A 17,744-nucleotide genomic window follows, 5' to 3' on the forward strand; every position below is an offset into this window, starting at 1 on the left:
GCCGGCGCCGCTGCGCGGCGCAAGACTAGCTCAGAGGTAGGAGCGGACGAGGCTTTCGGAGAGCAGCGTCCAGCCGTCGGCGACGACGAAGAAGGCCAGCTTGAAGGGCAGCGCCACCACCGCCGGGGGGACCATCATCATGCCCATGGACATCAGCACCGCCGCGACGACGAGATCGATGATGAGGAAGGGCAGGAAGATCAGGAAGCCGACCTGGAAGGCTCGGGCCACCTCCGACAGCAGGAAGGAGGGGACGAGGACGGAGAGCGGGGAGCCGGGCGTCGGCGGCTCCACCGGCACGTCGGGGCGCAGGGCGGCGAGGGAGAGGTATGTCTCCGGGTCCATCCGGCCGGTCATGAAGGTGCGGAAGGGGGAGAGCGTGGCGTCGACGGCGGCGGGGGCGTCGATGGCGCCGTCGAGGAAGGGGGCGACGCCGGCCTCCCACGCGGCGGTGAAGACCGGCTCCATCACGAACCAGGTGAGGAAGAGGGCGAGGCTGACGATCAGCATGTTGGGTGGCGATTGCTGCAGGCCCAGCCCCTGGCGGAGGATAGAGAGCACCGTCACCACGAAGGGGAAACAGGTGAGCATGATGGCGAGGCCGGGCACGAGGCTCAGCACCGTCAGCAGCAGGAAGAGCTGGATGGTGGTGGAGGAGAGCGAGCCGCCCTCGCCCAGATCCAGCGTCACGCTCTGCGCCGCGGCCGGGGCGGCGAGGAGCGCCAGTGTCAGCGTCAGCGCCACGGCGAGAAGAGGCAGGGCCAGCCTGCCCGGCGCCGGGGTTTTCCACAGCGCCGGGAGTTTGGCCGGGGATTTGGCCGGAGGTCTGGCCGGGGGCCGGGCTTTGCCCGGCGGGGTGGCCCGACTGGGTCTCGGCCATTCTGGCCTGAGCTGTCGGGCCATCCTATTCGTCCGCGCCGCCGATGGAGACGACCTCGGTGAGGCGCACGGCGAGCTGGCCGGTCTCGTCGCCCTCCATCTCCTGCAGCTCGCCCCGGGCGATCAGCCGGTCGCCGATGAAGAGCTCGACGGGGTCGTCGATGCGCTTGTCGAGCGGCAGGACGGCGTTCTCCCCCATCTCCAGGAGGTCGCGCACCAGAGGGCGGGCGCGGCCGACGGAGACGAGGATCTCCAGGGGCAGGGCGTGCAGCGGGTTGCCTTTGTCATCCATGCTCGGTCCTCAGGGCTGGCTCGTGGGTCAGGGCGGAGAGGGTCTGACGCAGTTCGTCCAGGTAATCCGCGTAGTCGAGGGCGGTCCCCCGCCCCTCCGGCGTCATCAGGAGCGCCCGGCCGTCGGGCAGGTCCGCATCGGCCACCACCTCAAGCGGAGGGCCGGCGGGGAGCGGGAGTTGCGGGGCGAGCGCCTCATGCAGGGCGGGAGAGATCGTCAGGCGGAGGGGGGCACGGGCATCCTCCTCCGCGGCGGCCATGACGAGCTCGATCAGGGCCGGCACGCGGGCGGCCTCGGCAAGGCCGGGCAGCAGGCCCTCCGCCATCTCCGAGACGAGCGGGCGGAGGGAAGCGAGCACATGAGCGCGCGCCTCGACGAAGGTAAACTCCATCGCCTCCAGCACCTGCGCCAGCTCGGCGGCGGCGGCATCGCGGCGGGAGGCGGCCTCCGCCTCCGCCTCTGCCCGGCCGGCGGCATGGCCCTCCAGCCAGTCGGCGCTGGGGCCCGCCGGCTCCGGCGGGGGTGGCTCGGGCGCCGGGGCGCGCGTGTCGAAATCTTCCAGCAAGGCAGGTCGGGCCATGGGTTACACCTCCGGCTCGGGGTCTTCGATCCAGCTTTGCAGGATCTGGATGGTTTCGTCCTGGCGCTCCTCGATGAGCTTGCGCAGGCGGGTCACGGGGTCTCCGCCGGCATCGTCGCCGCCGCCGAGGGGCGGCAGGCCGCCACCGTCGGCGCCGAAGCCGTTGCCCATGGCGGGGAAGCCGCCGGGCAGACCGCCGCCATCCCCTTCACCGCCGGGCGGCGGGGCGAGGGCGTTGCCCATCGTCGGGAAGCCGCCGCCGAAGCCGCCGGCGTCTCCCATCGGCGCGGGCAGGGCGCCCACGGAGTCTTCGCCCTCCGGCAGGGCGGCGGCGGCGCGGCGGCCGGTGAGAATCGGGCGGACGACGAAGAGACCCAGCACCAGCGCCACCAGCGCCAGCACGGCGAGCTGGATGATCTGCATCATGTCGAGCACGCTGCCCGAGGGCAGCCCCTCGGCGCCTTCCGTCAGCATCGGCGTCGGCTGGAAGGCCATCGCGCGCACCGTCAGCTCGTCCCCCCGGCTCTCGTCGAGGCCGACGGCGGAGGCGACGAGGGCGCCCAGCGCCTCCAGCTCCTCGGCACTGCGCGGCTCCGTCACCGCCTCGCCCGTCTCCGGGCCCGTCACGGCGAGCTCGTTGACGAGGACAGCCACGGTCAGCCGGCGGATGGCGCCGGGGCCACGCAGCACCTCCCGCGAGGTCTCGGAGAAGTCGTAATTTGTCAGCTCCCGCGATTCGGAGTTCTCGGAGGAGCCACCGCCGCCGCCCTCGCCGTTCGCCGCGCCATCGGGGAGGTTGGAGGCCACCGTCACCCGCCCCTCGCCGGCATTCTGCGACGAGCCGGAGGAGGAGGAGACCTCCTCCGAGACGGCGACGCGGCTGTCGGGATCGACGCGGCGCTCGGTGATCTGCTCGCTTTCCGTCACCGTCTCGACTGAGACTTCGACGATGGCGTTGCCGTAGCCCACGCGCGCCTCCAGCAGCCGCTCGGCGCGGGCGCGCAGCTCCTCGGCGCGGGAGGCTTCGGAGCCGGCGCCCTCCTCCTCTGCCGTGACGAGGCCCGTCTCACCGTCGATCACGGCGACATCCTCGGCGCTGAGCCCGGGCACGGCGGAGGCGACGAGGTAGCGCAGCGCCTTGGCGAAGCCGCTGGCAAGGGCGCCGTCCGCCGTCGTCACCGTGACGGCCGCGGTCGGCCGCTCCTCCCGCGCGAAGGGGCGCGAGGAGGGGGCCGAGATGTGCACGCGCACGGCACGGATATGCGGAGAGGAGAGGATGGTGCGCGCCAGCTCCCCCTCCTTCGCGCGCCAGTAGGCGGCGTCGAACATCTGCGAGGTGGTGCCGAAGCCGGAGAGCGAATCGAGCAGCTCGTAGCCTTGGGCGGAGTTGGCGGGCAGCCCCTCTGCCGCGAGGGACATGCGCAGCGCGTCCCGCTCCGCCATCGGCACGTAGATGGCGCCCGAGCGCACCTCGTAGGCGACGCCCTGCCCCTCCAGCGCCGCCAGCACGTCGCCCGCGGCCTGAGCCTCCAGCCCGCCATAGAGAAGGGCCATCTGCGGATTGCCGGCGCCGCGGGCGAGGCCGAGGACGGCGGCGAACACGGCGAGGGCGGCCCCGATGGCGACAATGCGGCGGCGCGAATCGAGGCTGGACCAGACGTTGGTGAGGCTCTGCAAGGCGGCGTCTCCAGATTCCACGGGCTTCTGCCCGACCGTCGCCATGGATGCCCCAGCAGACTTAAAGTTCGGTTAGCCAATCCCGGCCTATCAACGCCCCCGATGCATCGCCGCAGAAAGGGCCACGCATGACGGACGCGACCGCCGCCGATGTCGACGCCGCCGAGGAGGAGGCGCCGAAGAAGAAGAAATCGAAGCTGCCGCTGATTCTCGGCCTCGTGCTGGCGATTGCTGGCGGCGCGGGCGGCTTTTTCGCCGTGCGCGCCGGGCTGATCGGCGGCGGCGACTCCGCCGCCGAGGCGGAGGCGCCGGAGGATCTGCTGGAGGTGCCGGATCTGGCGCCCGCCACCTTCCTGCCGCTGGAGACGATCGTGGTGAACCTGCCCGCCGGCAGCGCCCACACGCATCTGCGCTTCACGGCGCAGCTGGAGGTGGCCCCCGCCTACGAGGGCGACGTGCAGGCGGTGATGCCGCGCATCACCGACGTGCTGAACACCTACCTGCGCGCCATCGACCTCGGCGAGATGTCCGGCGGCGCGGCGCTGACGAACCTGCGGGCACAGATGCTGCGCCGGGTGCAGGTCATCACCGGCGAGGGCCGCGTGCGCGACCTGCTGATCATGGAATTCGTGCTGGATTGAGAAGGAGGCGGAGATGGCCCTGATCGCGGACATTCTGCTCATGGCCGGCGCGCTCGGCGCCGGCTTCTACTGCTTCGTGCTGGCCAGCCGGCTGAAGCGCTTCACCGATCTGGAGACGGGGGTGGGCGGCGCCGTCGCCGTCCTCTCCGCGCAGGTCGACGATCTGGGAAGGGCGCTGGCGAAGGCGCAGGGCTCGGCCGGCGGCTCCGTCGCCCGGCTCGGCGAGGCGACGGAGCGGGCGGAGGCGGCAGCCAAGCAGCTGGAGCTGCTGGTCGCCTCCCTTCACGACCTGCCCGAATCGCAGGAGGAGGAGCCCGCCGCGCCGCCGGTGAACCCCTTCTTCCAGCGCCGCAAGGAGGGGGCTGACGTATGACCGGCCAGCCCCCCGCCTCACCCCGGCGCCCGGCCCCGCCTAAGCGCCCCGCCACCGCCAGGGCGCCCGCCCGGCCGGGCGCCCCCCCGCGCCGCGCCGCTCCGCGCCGCCGGCGCGTCGGCCGGGGCACCCTCGGCGTCATCGCCGCCCTGCTCCTCTGCTCGGGCCTGCTACGCGCCGCGACGGGCGCCGACGGCGCCATCGCCTCCGCCATCACCTCTGCGCCCGGCGGCCTCCTCCCCGTCACGGCCCAGGCGGAGGCCGGCCCCTGCGAGGGCACCCCGGCGACGGAGGAGCTGCTCGCCGCCTTCCAGCTGCGCGAAGACCGGCTTGAGGCGCGCGAGGCGCAGGTGGCCGACCGCATGCAGGCGCTCCGGCTGGCCGAGGACGAGGTGGCCGAGAAGCTCGCCGCCCTGCAGGAGGCGCAATCCTCCCTCGAGGCCACCCTCGCCCTCGCCGCCACGGCGGCGGAGGACGATATCGCCCGGCTCACGGCGGTCTACGAGAACATGAAGGCCGAGGAGGCCGCCGCGCTCTTCGAGCAGATGGCGCCCGAGTTCGCCGCCGGCTTCCTCGCCCGGATGAACGCGCCCGCCGCGGCCGCGGTCATGTCGAGTCTCGAGCCGGAGACGGCCCATTCCCTCTCGGTCGTCATCGCCGGGCGCAACGCCGCCGCCCCGCGTGAGTAGCGGGCAGGGCGTCCGGCTGGCCCCTGCCCCCCTTGTCTTTGGTCTCCAAAAATCCTTGGGGGGTCCGGGGGGCAGACAACCGCCCGGTCCTGCCTCCTCCCCTACCGCCATCGACCCGATGTTAACCCCGCTCAGCCTATCGTCCGGCTCTGGAACACATGGCGCTCGGGGGCGGGACATGATCGGCATCATCGGAATCGTCATCATCTTCGCGATGGTCTTCGGCGGCTACATCCTCGCCGGTGGAAAGATGGGCATTATCCTGAAGTCCCTGCCGTTCGAGATGATGATGATCGGCGGCGCCGCCGTCGGCGCCTTCGCCATCTCCAACGACGGCGCGGCCGTGAAGCACACGCTGAAAGACCTCGGCAAGGTCTTCAAGGGCCCGAAGTGGAAGCACGACGATTACCGCGACCTGCTCTGCCTCCTGTTCGAGCTGATCCGCATCGCCCGCTCCAACCCGGTGACGCTGGAGGAGCATATCGAGAACCCGACGGAGAGCGACATCTTCTCCAAGTATCCCCGCATCCAGGCGGACAGCACGGCCGTCGCGCTGATCTGCGACACGCTGCGCACCGGCACCATGAACTACGACGATCCCCACCAGGTGGAGGAGGTGCTGGAGAAGCGGCTGGAGGAATATGCCCATCACGTCGGCCACACGCCCCATGCCCTCCAGGCGGTGGCGGATGCCCTGCCGGCGCTCGGCATCGTCGCCGCCGTGCTCGGCGTGATCAAGACGATGGGCTCGATCGACCAGCCGCCGGAGATCCTTGGCAAGATGATCGGCGGCGCGCTGGTCGGCACCTTCCTCGGCGTGTTCCTCGCCTACGGCTTCTTCGGCCCCTTCGCCGCCCGCCTGACCACCGTGATCGACGAGGAGCTGCACTTCTACAAGCTCATCCGCGAGGTGCTGGTGGCCAACCTGCACCGCCATGCGCCGAACATCTGCATCGAGGTCGGCCGCCAGAACACCCCGGGCCATTGCCGGCCCTCCTTCTCCGATCTGGAGGAGGCGCTGAAGGCCACGAAGGGGGCGGCATGATCGGCCGGCTCCTCCTCGCCCTCGCACTCGCGCTCTGCGCCGGCCCGCTCGCCGCGCAGAGCGTCACCATGCGCTCGGGCGAGCACCCGACCTTCACGCGGCTGGTGCTCGCCGTGCCCCCGGGGCGCGACTGGCGGCTCGGCCGGAGCGACGAGGGCTACCTGCTCGATCTGGGGCGCGGCGTGAGCTTCGATTCCAGCGGTGTCTTCGAACGCATTCCCCGCGACCGCCTCGCGGCGCTGGAGGATCGCGGCAACGGCGTGCTGGAGCTGGAGCTGGCCTGCGAGACATGCCACGCCACCCTCTTCCGCTGGCGCGAGGATCGCCTCGTCCTCGACATCCGCGACGGCCCAGCCCCCGCGGGCAGCCCCGCCGAGCGGCCGCTGACCCTCGCCGGCACGCCCCCGCCGCCGCCCGTGGAGGAGGAGGAGGAGGCCGCGCCCGACGCCACCCTCCCTATCGTCGTCCCCCCGGCAGAGGAGGAGGAGCCGCTCCTGCCCTTCGCCCCCGCGATGACGGATCCGGACATGACCCGCGTGGCGGAGATGGAGGCGGATATCCTGCAAAGCCTCTCCCGCGCCGCCACCCTCGGCCTCATCGAGCTGCAGCCGGGGCTGGAGGATGTGCCCGAGCCGGTGCTCGCCCCCTCCGACCCGCCGGAGGATGCGCCCGAGGGCATGGTCCCGGGAGAGCCGGGCGTCGACTTCCGCACCTCGCTCGACCGGGATCGCGCCGTCGCGCCGCCGCACGATTCCTGCCTGCCCGACAGCTACTTCGACATGGCCAGCTGGGTCCCGGAGGAGGCGGAGTTCGCCACGGAGATCGGCCCGCGCCGCGTGGCGCTGACGGGCGAGTTCGACAGGGTGACCCCCGGCGCGGCGGAGGATCTGGCGCGCGGCTACCTCTACTACGGCTTCGGGGCGGAGGCTCGCGACGCGCTGGCGCTGGACTCCGACCCGTCGGTGGAGCATCGCGTGCTCACCGCGCTCGCCGCCATCGTCGACGGCCTGGCCCCGCCCTCCGGCATCCTGAACGGGCAGCAGGGCTGCAACGCCCGCGTCTCGCTCTGGGCGGCGCTGGCCGCCGGTTCGGTCGAGGGGCTCGGCGAGGAGGGGCGCAGTGCCGTCATGCTCGCCTACCGCACCCTGCCGCCGCCCCTGCAGGGCCACCTCGGCGCCCGGCTGGCACAGCTCTTCATCGAGGCGGAGGACAGCTACACCGCCGAATCGCTCATCAACCTGTCCCGCCCCGCCGTCACCGGCGACACCCCCGAAAGCCGCCTGACGGAGACGGAGGTGACCCGCGTGACGGACGGGCCGGAGGCGGCCCTCGCCGAGCTCGACTACCTGCTGGACGACAGCACCACGCTCAACACCGAGACGCTGCTGCGCGCCATCGAGCTGACGCTGGAGCTGGGCCGTGTCCCGGGGGATCGCGAGATCTCGCTGGCCCGCGCCCTGCGCTTCGAGCGGCGCGGCACCGAGGACGAGCTGCGCCTCGCAGACGCCGAGATCCGCGCCCTCACCGCCGCCGGCCGGCAGGAGGCGGCGCTGGAGCTGGCGGCGGACGACCGCCACCCCCTCTCCTATGCCCGCCGCGGCGAGCTGAACGACGCGGCCGTGGCCTCCATCGCCGAGGCGGCAGAGGACAGCCGCTTCCTCGAACAGGCCATGGCGCCCCTGCCCCACGGCCTGATGGCGCCGACGGAGAACGCCATCGCCGCCCGCCTCCTCTCCCTCGGCTTCCCCGAGCGGGCGGAGGAGCTGCTGGCGGGGGAGGCGAGCGGCGCCTCCATGCGCGAGCGGCGCTACCTGCGCGCCGAGGCGGCTCTGCTGCGGGGCGACCCCGACGGCGTGGTGACGGCGCTCGCCGGCATGCGTGACCCGCGCGCGCAGGCCCTCATCGCCCGCGCCGAGGCGGAGGCGGGGGACTATGCCGCCGCCCTCGCCGCCCAGGCGGAGCCGGAGGCGGAGACGCTCTGGCGCGCCGGCGCCTGGGATCAGCTGGCCGGCCAGGCGGAGGACCCGCTGCTGGCCGAGGCCGCCGCCGGCGCGCTCACCCCCTCTGCCCTGCCGGAGGATACCACGCCCCTCGCCGGCCGCGCGGCCCTGCTCGCCGAGGCGGAGGAGACGCGCGCCATGGTGGAGGAGCTGCTCGGCCGCTTCCCGGTGGCGGAGGAGGACGGGGCCCCCGCCGCCGACTAGGCCCGCGAGCCCGCCCGTCAGGGCGGGCCGAGCCGCCGCCGTCCTTACCCAATATCAACCAAGCCGCCTTAGCCTGACCGCCAACCGGACGGCAGCAGAAAGCGGCGTTTCACGATCATGATGGCAGGCAGATGGGCGCCGTGGCTGCGCCGGGTTCTCTTGGTGCCACTTCTCGGCGCGTGGCCGCTCTGGCCGGGGGAGGCGCAGGCGCTCGCCGCCATGCCGCCGGACCAGATCTGCGATGCCGCCGCGGCCCGCGCTGCCGAATCGACCGGCGTCCCCCTCGCCGTCCTGCGCACCATCACGCGGACGGAGACGGGCCGCGGCCGGGGGGGCACGCTTCAGCCCTGGCCATGGACGGTCAACGCCGCGGGCGAGGGCCGCTGGTTCGACAGCCGCGCCGAGGCGCTCGCCTGGGCCCGTTCCAAGGCCGAGGCCGGGGCGCGCAACTTCGATGTCGGCTGCTTCCAGATCAACTATCGCTGGCACGGGCAGAACTTCCCCTCCATCGACGCCATGTTCGACCCGGCGGAGAACGCCCTCTACGCGGCCCGCTTCCTCGCCGGCCTGCATGGCGAGCTGGGGGACTGGACGGCCGCCGCCGGCGCCTTCCACTCCCGCACGGAGACGCATGCCAGCCGCTACCGCGCCCGCTTCACCGAGATTCGCGCGGCCCTGCCCCCGATGGACACTGCCCCGCCTGTCCTCGCCTCGCGCGCAGGCAGCCCGGCCCTCCCGCGCCAGAACGCCTTCCCGCTCCTTCAGAGTGGCGGCGCCGGCGCGCTCGGCTCCCTCGTGCCGCTGGGGGGGAGCTGAGCCATGCCGCAGAGCTCCCGCATCTTCCAGCCGACGATCCTCCTCGCCCTCGCGCTGATGGCGATCATCACCATGATGATCCTGCCGATGCCCGCCTGGGTGCTCGATCTCGGCCTCGCGGCGAGCTTCGGCCTCGCCATCCTGATCTTCACGGTGACGCTCTTCATCCAGCGGCCGCTCGATTTCTCCAGCTTTCCCACCGTGCTGCTGGCCTCGCTGATGCTGCGCCTCAGCCTCAACGTCAGCTCCACCAAGCTGATCATCGGGCAGGGCCATACCGGCACCGCCGCCGCAGGCCACGTCATCGAGGGCTTCGCGGATTTCGTCATGGGCGGCTCGGTGATGCTCGGCCTGGTCGTCTTCGGCGTGCTGCTGATCGTCAACTTCGTCGTCATCAACAAGGGCGCCGCCCGCATGGCCGAAGTGGGCGCCCGCTTCGCGCTCGACGCGATGCCCGGCAAGCAGCTCGCCATCGATGCCGACATGTCCGCCGGCGCCATCGACCATGCCCAGGCGAAGGAGCGGCGCGAGCGCGAGCAGCAGGAGACGACCTTCTTCGGCTCCCTCGACGGGGCGTCGAAATTCGTGAAGGGCGATGCCGTCGCCGGCCTGCTGATCACCGCGCTGAACCTGATCGTCGGGCTGATCGCCGGCACCGTCATCCATGACATGCCGCTCAGCCGCGCCTTCGAGACCTACTCGATCCTCACCGTCGGCGACGGGCTGGTCAGCCAGATCCCGGCCGTCATCATCTCCGTCGCCTCGGCGCTGCTGCTCGCCCGCGGCGGCGCCACCGGCGCGACGGACATGGCGCTCCTCTCCCAGCTCGGCAGGCACCCCGCCGCACTCGGCACCGTCGCCGTCCTGATGCTGCTCTTCGCGTTGGTGCCGGGCCTGCCCTTCACGCCCTTCGTCGTCGGCGCCGGCCTCCTCGGCGGCACCGCCTGGGCTGTCGCCCGCCGGCAGGCGGCGGAGGCGGCCGAGGCGGCGAAGACGCCGGATCAGCCGAAGGAGGCGCCGAAGGAAAGCTCGATGGGGGACCTGCTCGACCTCGACGACATCCATGTCGAGTTCGCGCCCGACCTCGTGGACATGGTGCTCGACCCGGCCACGGGGCTGGATGCGCGCATCTCCAACATGCGCGCCCATGTGGTCACCGCCTTCGGCGTCATCCTCCCCGAGATGCGGCTGACAGACAACGCCGCCCTGCCGCCGGGCACCTATGTCATCCGCATCCAGGGGGTGGAGCAGGTGCGCGAGATCCTGCGCCCCGATCGCTACCTCGCCCTCCTCTCCGGCCCCGACGCCGATGCGCTGGCGGGCGAGGACGTGAAGGAGCCTGTCTACGGCGCCCCCGCCCGCTGGATCGTCAAGGCCGACCAGGAGCAGGCGCAGCTCGCCGGGATGACCACCGTCTCCCCGCCCGAGGTGCTGGCGACGCACCTGCTGGAGATCATCAAGCGCAACTTCCCCCGCCTGCTCACCCACAAGGCGCTGCGCCGGCTGCTGGACGAGCTGGTCAGCCTCTCCGACGCCTCCCGCGCGCAGGCCAACAAGCGGCTGATCGACGAGCTCATCCCCGAGAAGCTGCCCGTCGACACGCTACTCTCCGTCCTCCGCCTGCTGCTGGAGGAGCGGGTGTCGATCCGCAACCTGCCGCTGATCATCGAGGCGGCTGCGGAGGGGCGGCAGATCCATTCCGCGCCCGATCAGATCTCCGAGCATGTGCGCCAGCGCCTCGGCTTCCAGCTCGTCGCCGAGCTGCGGCGCGAGGACGGGACGATCCCGCTCGTGCAGCTGGCCCCGGAATGGGAGGAGTGCTTCTCCGCCTACCAGATCCCCGGGGATCGGGGCGCCGCCGACGTGGCGCTGCCGCCGGAGGAGTTCAACAAGCTTGCCAACGGCATCGCCGAGCGCATCGCCCGGGCGGGGGAGACGGGCGCCTACCCGGCCCTCGTCACCTCCGCCCGGCGGCGGCGGTTCCTGAAGACGGTGATGATGGCCAAGGGCATCCCCAACCCCGTGCTCTCCTTCGACGAGATCGGTGTGGATGCGCGGCCGGCGCTCGTCGGGCTGGTGGCGGCGTGACACTGGGCGGGGCGGAGCTGGAGGCGCTCTTCGGCCTCGCCCGGGGCTGGCTGCCCATCGCGGTGCTGGTCTTCCTGCGCGTCGGCGCCGCGATGTGGCTGATGCCGGCCTTCGGCGAGCAATCGGTGCCGATGCGGGTGAAGACGGCACTGGCCTTCGCCTTCACCGCCATCTGCCTGCCCGCCGTCGCCGGGCTCTACGGCCCCGGCCCGGCCGGCGCCGCCGGCTGGGTGCGGGCGGCGGGGGCGGAGGTGGCGGCGGGGCTGATCTTCGGCTTCGGCCTGCGCTTCTTCACCTTCGCGCTGCAGATCGCCGGCACCATCGCCGCACAATCGGTCTCGCTCAGCCAGATCTTCGGCGCCGGCGCCGGTGAGCCGCAGCCGGTCATCGGGCACATCTTCACCATCTCCGCCCTTGCGCTGGCGGCCATCCTGGGGCTGCACGTGCAGCTGGCCGCCTACCTGATCCTGTCGTGGGAGATGATGCCGCCCGGCGCCCTGCCCGGCGGCGCCTTGGTGGCGCAGATCGGGCTGCAGGAGGCGGGGCGCATGATGGCGACGGCCTTCTCGCTCTCCGCCCCCTTCGTGCTGGCGGGGCTGGCCTACCAGGTTGTGCTCGGCGTCATCAACCGGGCCATGCCGCAGCTCATGGTCACCTTCGTCGGCGCGCCGGCCGCCACCGCCGGCGGGCTGATCCTGCTCTTCGCCGTCTCGCCCCTGCTCCTCTCCCTCTGGGCCGATGCGCTCTTCACCTTCCTCGGTGACCCGTTCGGGGGCGCGCCGTGAGCGGGGAAGACGATCAGTCGGGCGAGAAGGAGTTCGACGCCTCTCAGCGCAAGCTCGACGAGGCGCGCCGCAAGGGCGACATCCCCAAGTCGAACGACCTGAACACCGCCGCGGGCTATGGCGGCATCCTGCTCGCCGCCTCCGCCTTCGGCGCCACGACGCTGCCCGCCCTCGGCACCGCCCTCGCCGCCACGCTGGGCCGCGCCGCCGAGATCGCGGAGCTGGTCTTCGACGGCGCGCCGCAGGCGCCGCTGCGCGGCCTCGCGCTGGCGACGGCGCAGAGCATCGCGCCCTGGTTCCTCCTGCCCGCGGCGCTGGTGCTGCTGACGCTGCTGGCGCAGCAGGCGCTCGTCTTCTCCGGCCAGAAGCTGCAGTCAAAGCTGAACCGGATCTCCCCCTTGCAGTCGATGAAGCAGAAGTTCGGCCGCGCGGGGCTCTTCGAGTTCCTCAAGAGCTTCCTCAAGCTCGTGCTCTACTCGCTGATCCTCGGCTTCTACGTCTGGGCGGAGCTACCGCGGATGATGGAGGCGATGGCGCTGGCGCCGGGGCAGATCGCGGTGGAGCTGGGGCGGTTTCTCACCGGCATCATGCTGATCGTGCTGCTGGTGGCGCTGAGCCTCGGCGTCTTCGACTACCTGTTCCAGCGGGCGGAGCACCTGCGCAAGCTGCGCATGACGCGCAAGGAGATGACCGACGAGATGAAGGAGAGCGAGGGCGACCCCTACATCAAGCAGCAGCGGCGGCAGAAGGCGGTGTCCCTCGCGCTCAATCAGATGCTGGCGGAGGTGCCGAGGGCGGACGTGGTAATCGTCAACCCGACCCACTACGCGGTGGCGCTGCGATGGGATCGCGCCTCGGGGCGCGCGCCTGTCTGCGTCGCGAAGGGGGTGGACGAGATCGCCGCCCGCATCCGCGAGGCGGCGGCCGAGAACGGGGTGCCGATCCACAGCGATCCGCCGACGGCGCGGGCGCTTCACGCGACGGTGGAGATCGGCGACGAGATCCAGCGCGACCAGTACAAGGCCGTGGCCGCGGCCATCCGCTTCGCCGAGCGGATGCGCAAGGCGGCCCGGGCGCGCGGCTGGTGAGCCGAGCGCAGCAGATGGCGGCGCTGGCGGAGCTGGCCGACGCCCGCTTCCGCGCCGAGCAGGGGAAGCTCGCCGCGATCCGCCGGCGCATGGGCGAGGTTGAGACCCAGCTGGCGGAGCTGGCGCGCGCCCGCTCCGGCCGACCGGCGCTGGCGCCCAACGATCCGGCGGCCCGTGCTGGCGCCGATCTGAAGTGGCAGAGCTGGATCGAGACGCGGCTGAAGGCGCTGAACATGGAGCTGGCGCGGCTGCGGGCACAGGAGGCGGAGGAGCGGGCGCGGCTGGCGAAGCTCTTCGGGCAGTCGGTCGCCGCCCAGCGCCTGAGCGAGCGGCTGGCGGAGGAGGATGAGCGGCAGGGGGAGGCGCGGGCGGAGCGGCAGTGGTGAGCGGCTCGCCACTCCCTTGCGGGCGCGTCTCGCGGGGCGGGTCAGCGGTAGAGGGAGCCGGCGTTCGACAGCAGCGTCAGCGCGGCGCTGGCGCCGGAGACACCGAGGGAGACGTTGCCGATCTCGTTGCGGGCGAGGAAGATACGCACGATCTTCTCGCGCGCCTCAGGCTCGGCCAGTTCGGCGACGTCGGAGGTGCCGAAGACGCTCTCCGCCCGCTCCTTGAACTGCACCAGCTGCTGGTCGAGATCCACCGCGCCGAAGCCGGGCGGGAAGCCCAGCGCCGTCTCGAAGACGCTGCGCAGCGGCGGCGAGCCCATGACGGAGAACCAGCGCGCATCAGTGCCCTCGGAGCCCTTCACCACGTCGTTCAGCCCGCGCTCGAGGTTCATCGCCTGGCGCATCGCGTCGTCCTGTTCGCCGACGGCGATCTCGAAGCTGCGCTCCTCGTAGCGGGCGATGATCTTGTCGGCGAAGCCGGAGGTGCCCGTCAGCCCGCCGAGATCGGCGAAGCCGAAGGCGCGGGAGAACTGGGCATAGGTCTTGTCGGCCAGCCGGTTGGCCAGCGCATCCTCCTTCAGCGTGCCATCCTCCAGCACCTGCCGGATGAAGGCCTTGTGGTCGATGTCGTCCTCCAGCCCGTAGGCGCCGAGGGCGATGGTGAGCAGCCGGCGGTCGTTGACCAGATCCTCGGCGCTCTTCACCTCCGCGATATGCTCGCGGAAGTAATCCGTCTCCCGCTGCAGGACGGGGGAGGAGGAGAAGGCCTCCATCTGCGTCTCGCGGGTCCGCTGCAGGAAGGTCCAGCCGGTGTAGCCGCTGGCGGGGACGACGGGCTGGAACATCAGGCCCGTCCCGCCGCCATGCGCACCGGCTCGCCCGACCGGGACGGCTCCGTCTCTCGCCGGGGCGCGGTTGCCAGCAGCCGCTCCTCGCGGGGGAGGAGGGCGCGAAGCCGCTTGAGCGCGCGGTAGGTGTCGCCGCTGCCGATCGCCTCCGTCGCGTCGGAGAGGAGGCGTCGGCTGTCTTCATCGGTCAGCGCCTGGGAGAGCTGTTCGATGCCGCGCAGGAGCTGGATATGCGCCTCGGCCGGCTCCGCATCGCCCGAGAGGACAAGCTGGGCGATGTAGCAGACGCGGCGGACGGGCGTGTTCACCTCGTCGGGCCGGATGGCATCGCGCAGGCGCAGGATATTGGCGTTGGGCGTCAGGATCGCCAGCCGCGCCCGGCGGTCGCCATTCTCGATGACGGCGCCGTTGACGAGCACCCGTTCCTTCGGCCCGAGCTTGAGGACGAGGCCGGTCATCGGACCGTCTCCCGTCCGCGGTCGGCGGGCTGCGGCTGCGAGGCGGCATCCGGAGCGGCGCCGCTGTTGCCGGAGAGACCGCGCATGACGGCGGTGTTGATGTCGAGGAGGGCGGCCACGTCGGCCTCGCCCTTCAGGACGGCGCGGGTGTGATGTTCCGTGAATTCCGCGAGGTAGAAGATCTGCGCGCGCAGCGTCGACGGCAGCTCATTGGCGGAATCGGCGACCTCGGCGGCGAGATGCGTCCACACGCGGCGGTTCTGGAACAGGGCCTCGGCGATCTCGGCGAAGCGGCCGGACTTCTGGGCGGCCCTGAGGCGGGCTGTTGTCTGGGAGAAGAGTTTCAGTTCGGTGGCACGGCCCGTCATGACGGGGGAATTCACCGGGGCGTAGGCTCTTTGAGCCTGCTGAATGGCATTCACGGCGTGATCCTCTCGGAGCGTTTTGCTTCGGCCTTCTGGGAGGAGGGCAGACGGGGGGCCTCATTGGCCCCCCGCCCAGGTTCCGTCTTAGCGGAACAGCGACAGGATCGACTGCGGCGCCTGGTTGGCCATGGAGAGCGACTGCACGCCAAGCTGCTGCTGGACCTGCAGCGCCTGCAGACGTGCCGACGTCTCTTCCATGTTCGCGTCGACCATCGAGCCGATGCCGGACTTCAGCGAGTCGCTCAGCTTGCCGATGAACTCCGACTGGATCGAGATGCGGCCTTCGACGGAGCCGAAGGCGGCGGAGGCGTCGATCGCCGTGTCGATGAAGGTCTCGATGTTGGCCAGAGCGGCCGCGGCACCCTCATCCGTCGTCACGTCGATATCGCCGAGACCTGCCAGACCACCCGTCGCCTCACCATCGGACCGGCCGGTGGCCGCGAAGGCGAGAGAGGCACCGGCATTGTCCACCTGCAGCTGCCAGGCGCCGTTGGCGTCCTGCGTCACGTTGGTGGAGATGTCGGAAAGGCCAGCGCCGTCGATGGCGATCTTCAGGCCCTTGGCGACATCCTCCATCGTCTCGCCCTGACCGGCGACATAGTCGAAGTCGGTCGAGCCGATGGACACACGGTAGCCGTCGCCCTCGTTGACACCGGCGGTGCCGGAGAAGGTCACGGTTTCCGCCCGGGCCTCGAGCGCGGCATCGGTGCCGTAGGCGCCGGTGGTGGCGCCCGTCGAGGTGAAGGTGAGATCCGTATCCTCGAAGGCGACGGTGGAGGTCAGCGTGATCGTGTCGGTGGCGACAGTGGCAGTGATCCCCTCGATGCCGGCGGCGTTGATTGCAGCGGACAGACCGGCGGCCGCGTTGTTGAGGTCGGTGTCGGCCGAGGTGTAGGCAACGCTGGTGTCCCCGATCTGCAGGCGCAGCACGTCGTTGGCGGCGACGCTGGTGGCGAGCTGCAGCGTCTCCGTGATGCCGGTGTTGACGACAGCAGTGTCGGAGGCGGTGACGTTGCCGGACAGGTCGGTGCCGGAGGCGTTGTAGACGCCGGCATCCATCGTCAGATCCTGCCGGTTGACGGAGATCGACGAGGAGGCCACCGCGCCATCCGACGACCGGTCGAGGGAGGAGAGAACCTCCACCGTCTCGGAGCCGGAGACGAGGTTGAGACCGTTGAACTGGGCCGCGCCGATCACCGACGCGATCTGGTCGGTCAGGGCCGTGATGTCGGCCTGGATCTTGCCCCGGTCGACGTTGGACTCCTGGGCGTTGACGATCTTGCCCTTCATCTCGGTCATGAGGTCGGCGACCGTCTCGGAGGCCTGGCGGGCCACGGCGACGGTGGATTCACCGAGGGCCAGCGAGTCGGAGATCGACTTGAAGCCCTTCACGTCGGATTCCATCACCTTCGAGATGGCCCAGACGGCGGAGTTGTCCTTGGCGTTGCCGACTTCCTTACCGGTGGAAATGGCGTTCTGAACGTTGCCGAGGTCCTTGTTGATGGAGTTGAGGGTCTGGAGCGCCACCATGGCGCCGTTGTTCGTCAGAATGCTCGACATGTGAGAGTATTCCCATTGGTTGCGGCGCTTTTTGCGCCAAGCGTTCACGATCCGCCGCCGATCGCGGCGGCGGGAGGACAGGCCATTCTGACATCTGCGCATCGGGCCGTTCCGGGCCGGGCGCGCCATCCTGCTGGATGCCCCTGTTGTATGCGGCGGGGAGCCTTAACGCGGGTCTAAGCCGCCTCGTCTGGATAGGTCGAATTCGACTCAATCGCGGCGATCATGCCCGCCGTTCCATGCCCGGGCGGGCACGGCCGACGGAGGCCCGGGTGCCCGTGGCCGTGTAGGTCGTGAAACCTGCATCCGCCTTGTGGAGGATGGAGACACGCGCCTCCGCCTCACGGATGCCGGCGATGGCGGCTGCGAGCAGCCGCTGGTTGCGCTTGAGCTGCGGACCGAGGCGCGCCAGCTCCTCACGGGCCGCCCTCTCGCGCAGCTGCTCGAACATCTCGGCCTTGCGGCGCCCCGTCTCCTCCAGCGCGGCGAAGTCGCCGGCCAGGATGCAGCGGCGCTCTTCGGCGAGCAGCTCTTCGAAGGCGGGCGCGCTCGCCCCTGCGGCGACGTCAGCCATCGGCCTGCTCCGCGAGGCTGCGGAAGATGTGCTCCGCCAGCCCGATACCGCCGCCGGCCACCATGGCGCGGGCCTGCTCGGTCCGCAGGAGGGAGGCGAAATGCTCCTCCCCCGCGCCACCGCCGAATTCCGACGGCATCTGCCCGAGCCCGGCGGACTTGAGCATCTCGGCGAGGAAGGTCGCCTCGAGTTCCTCAGCCGCGGCGCGCAGGCGGGAGAGATTCGCCCCGGGGGGCGGGCTTGGCGGCGCGGAAGTGGCCAGGGGAAGGGGGGCATCGATTCGCATGCGAAGCTCCGTTGCGGCGACTTTTCCGGACGATGCCGCATCCCGGTTAA

The 17,744-nt window shown here is 71.4% G+C and carries 20 protein-coding genes; 10 read left to right on the forward strand and 10 right to left on the reverse strand.

Annotated features, from left to right (window positions below; all coding sequences use genetic code 11):
- Window positions 1–30: 30 nt before the first annotated feature.
- From fliP to fliF, 4 genes are all read right to left on the reverse strand, one after another.
- A complete protein-coding gene (gene fliP, locus GY170_RS16295) occupies window positions 31–744 on the reverse strand; it encodes a flagellar type III secretion system pore protein FliP (RefSeq protein WP_235937856.1) in 714 nt (237 codons plus the stop codon).
- Window positions 745–904: 160 nt separating this feature from the next.
- Window positions 905–1,171 (reverse strand): FliM/FliN family flagellar motor switch protein, encoded by a 267-nt coding sequence (locus GY170_RS16300; protein WP_163895593.1) that lies wholly within the window; start codon window positions 1,169–1,171, stop codon window positions 905–907.
- A complete protein-coding gene (locus GY170_RS16305) occupies window positions 1,164–1,751 on the reverse strand; it encodes a hypothetical protein (RefSeq protein ID WP_163895595.1) in 588 nt (195 codons plus the stop codon). The genes GY170_RS16300 and GY170_RS16305 overlap by 8 nt, the downstream gene beginning before the upstream one ends.
- Window positions 1,752–1,754: 3 nt before the next feature.
- Window positions 1,755–3,473, reverse strand: a complete 1,719-nt coding sequence (gene fliF, locus GY170_RS16310; protein WP_163895596.1) for a flagellar basal-body MS-ring/collar protein FliF — start codon at window positions 3,471–3,473, stop codon at window positions 1,755–1,757.
- Between the two features lie 83 nt (window positions 3,474–3,556).
- Here fliF and GY170_RS16315 point away from each other — a divergent pair, with 83 nt between their 5' ends.
- The 10 genes from GY170_RS16315 to GY170_RS16360 all read left to right on the forward strand — a co-directional run bounded on the left by GY170_RS16315 (window position 3,557) and on the right by GY170_RS16360 (window position 13,543).
- Window positions 3,557–4,069 (forward strand): flagellar basal body-associated FliL family protein, encoded by a 513-nt coding sequence (locus GY170_RS16315; RefSeq protein WP_163895598.1) that lies wholly within the window; start codon window positions 3,557–3,559, stop codon window positions 4,067–4,069.
- 13 nt (window positions 4,070–4,082) lie between these two features.
- On the forward strand, window positions 4,083–4,442 hold the full coding sequence (locus tag GY170_RS16320; RefSeq protein WP_163895600.1) for a hypothetical protein: 360 nt from the start codon (window positions 4,083–4,085) through the stop codon (window positions 4,440–4,442).
- The gene (locus GY170_RS16325; RefSeq protein WP_235924230.1) at window positions 4,439–5,131 is read left to right on the forward strand and encodes a MotE family protein; all 693 of its coding nucleotides are present in this window, start codon (window positions 4,439–4,441) and stop codon (window positions 5,129–5,131) included. Before GY170_RS16320 ends, GY170_RS16325 begins: the two co-directional genes overlap by 4 nt.
- Before the next feature lie 178 nt (window positions 5,132–5,309).
- Window positions 5,310–6,176, forward strand: coding sequence for a flagellar motor stator protein MotA (gene motA / locus GY170_RS16330; RefSeq protein WP_163895601.1), 867 nt, complete (start codon window positions 5,310–5,312; stop codon window positions 6,174–6,176).
- Window positions 6,173–8,380 carry a hypothetical protein gene (locus tag GY170_RS16335; protein ID WP_163895603.1) on the forward strand — a complete coding sequence of 736 codons (2,208 nt, stop codon included), beginning with the start codon at window positions 6,173–6,175 and terminating at the stop codon, window positions 8,378–8,380. Before motA ends, GY170_RS16335 begins: the two co-directional genes overlap by 4 nt.
- A 120-nt stretch (window positions 8,381–8,500) precedes the next feature.
- Window positions 8,501–9,196 (forward strand): lysozyme family protein, encoded by a 696-nt coding sequence (locus GY170_RS16340; RefSeq protein ID WP_328801805.1) that lies wholly within the window; start codon window positions 8,501–8,503, stop codon window positions 9,194–9,196.
- A gap of 3 nt (window positions 9,197–9,199) precedes the next feature.
- On the forward strand, window positions 9,200–11,284 hold the full coding sequence (gene flhA / locus GY170_RS16345) for a flagellar biosynthesis protein FlhA (RefSeq protein ID WP_163895605.1): 2,085 nt from the start codon (window positions 9,200–9,202) through the stop codon (window positions 11,282–11,284).
- Complete coding sequence (locus GY170_RS16350) at window positions 11,281–12,069, forward strand: flagellar biosynthetic protein FliR (RefSeq protein WP_235937857.1); 789 nt, start codon at window positions 11,281–11,283, stop codon at window positions 12,067–12,069. The genes flhA and GY170_RS16350 overlap by 4 nt, the downstream gene beginning before the upstream one ends.
- A complete protein-coding gene (locus GY170_RS16355; protein WP_163895607.1) occupies window positions 12,066–13,157 on the forward strand; it encodes an EscU/YscU/HrcU family type III secretion system export apparatus switch protein in 1,092 nt (363 codons plus the stop codon). The genes GY170_RS16350 and GY170_RS16355 overlap by 4 nt, the downstream gene beginning before the upstream one ends.
- Complete coding sequence (locus GY170_RS16360; protein WP_163895608.1) at window positions 13,154–13,543, forward strand: hypothetical protein; 390 nt, start codon at window positions 13,154–13,156, stop codon at window positions 13,541–13,543. The genes GY170_RS16355 and GY170_RS16360 overlap by 4 nt, the downstream gene beginning before the upstream one ends.
- A 41-nt stretch (window positions 13,544–13,584) precedes the next feature.
- Here GY170_RS16360 and GY170_RS16365 read toward each other — a convergent pair whose 3' ends face one another.
- The 6 genes from GY170_RS16365 to GY170_RS16390 all read right to left on the reverse strand — a co-directional run bounded on the left by GY170_RS16365 (window position 13,585) and on the right by GY170_RS16390 (window position 17,694).
- Window positions 13,585–14,388: a DUF1217 domain-containing protein gene (locus GY170_RS16365; RefSeq protein WP_328801154.1), complete on the reverse strand. Its 804-nt coding sequence runs from the start codon at window positions 14,386–14,388 to the stop codon at window positions 13,585–13,587.
- Window positions 14,388–14,849 (reverse strand): flagellar biosynthesis repressor FlbT, encoded by a 462-nt coding sequence (gene flbT, locus GY170_RS16370; protein WP_163895610.1) that lies wholly within the window; start codon window positions 14,847–14,849, stop codon window positions 14,388–14,390. Before flbT ends, GY170_RS16365 begins: the two co-directional genes overlap by 1 nt.
- Window positions 14,846–15,271, reverse strand: a complete 426-nt coding sequence (gene flaF / locus GY170_RS16375) for a flagellar biosynthesis regulator FlaF (RefSeq protein WP_268960268.1) — start codon at window positions 15,269–15,271, stop codon at window positions 14,846–14,848. The genes flbT and flaF overlap by 4 nt, the downstream gene beginning before the upstream one ends.
- A gap of 87 nt (window positions 15,272–15,358) precedes the next feature.
- Window positions 15,359–16,834, reverse strand: coding sequence for a flagellin N-terminal helical domain-containing protein (locus GY170_RS16380; RefSeq protein ID WP_163895612.1), 1,476 nt, complete (start codon window positions 16,832–16,834; stop codon window positions 15,359–15,361).
- 223 nt (window positions 16,835–17,057) lie between these two features.
- The gene (locus GY170_RS16385) at window positions 17,058–17,408 is read right to left on the reverse strand and encodes a flagellar protein FlgN (protein WP_163895614.1); all 351 of its coding nucleotides are present in this window, start codon (window positions 17,406–17,408) and stop codon (window positions 17,058–17,060) included.
- Window positions 17,401–17,694 carry a rod-binding protein gene (locus GY170_RS16390; RefSeq protein ID WP_163895616.1) on the reverse strand — a complete coding sequence of 98 codons (294 nt, stop codon included), beginning with the start codon at window positions 17,692–17,694 and terminating at the stop codon, window positions 17,401–17,403. The genes GY170_RS16385 and GY170_RS16390 overlap by 8 nt, the downstream gene beginning before the upstream one ends.
- Between the last annotated feature and the right edge of the window lie 50 nt (window positions 17,695–17,744).

The organism is Pseudoroseicyclus tamaricis, assembly GCF_012070395.1.
Lineage (GTDB): Bacteria > Pseudomonadota > Alphaproteobacteria > Rhodobacterales > Rhodobacteraceae > Pseudoroseicyclus_A > Pseudoroseicyclus_A tamaricis.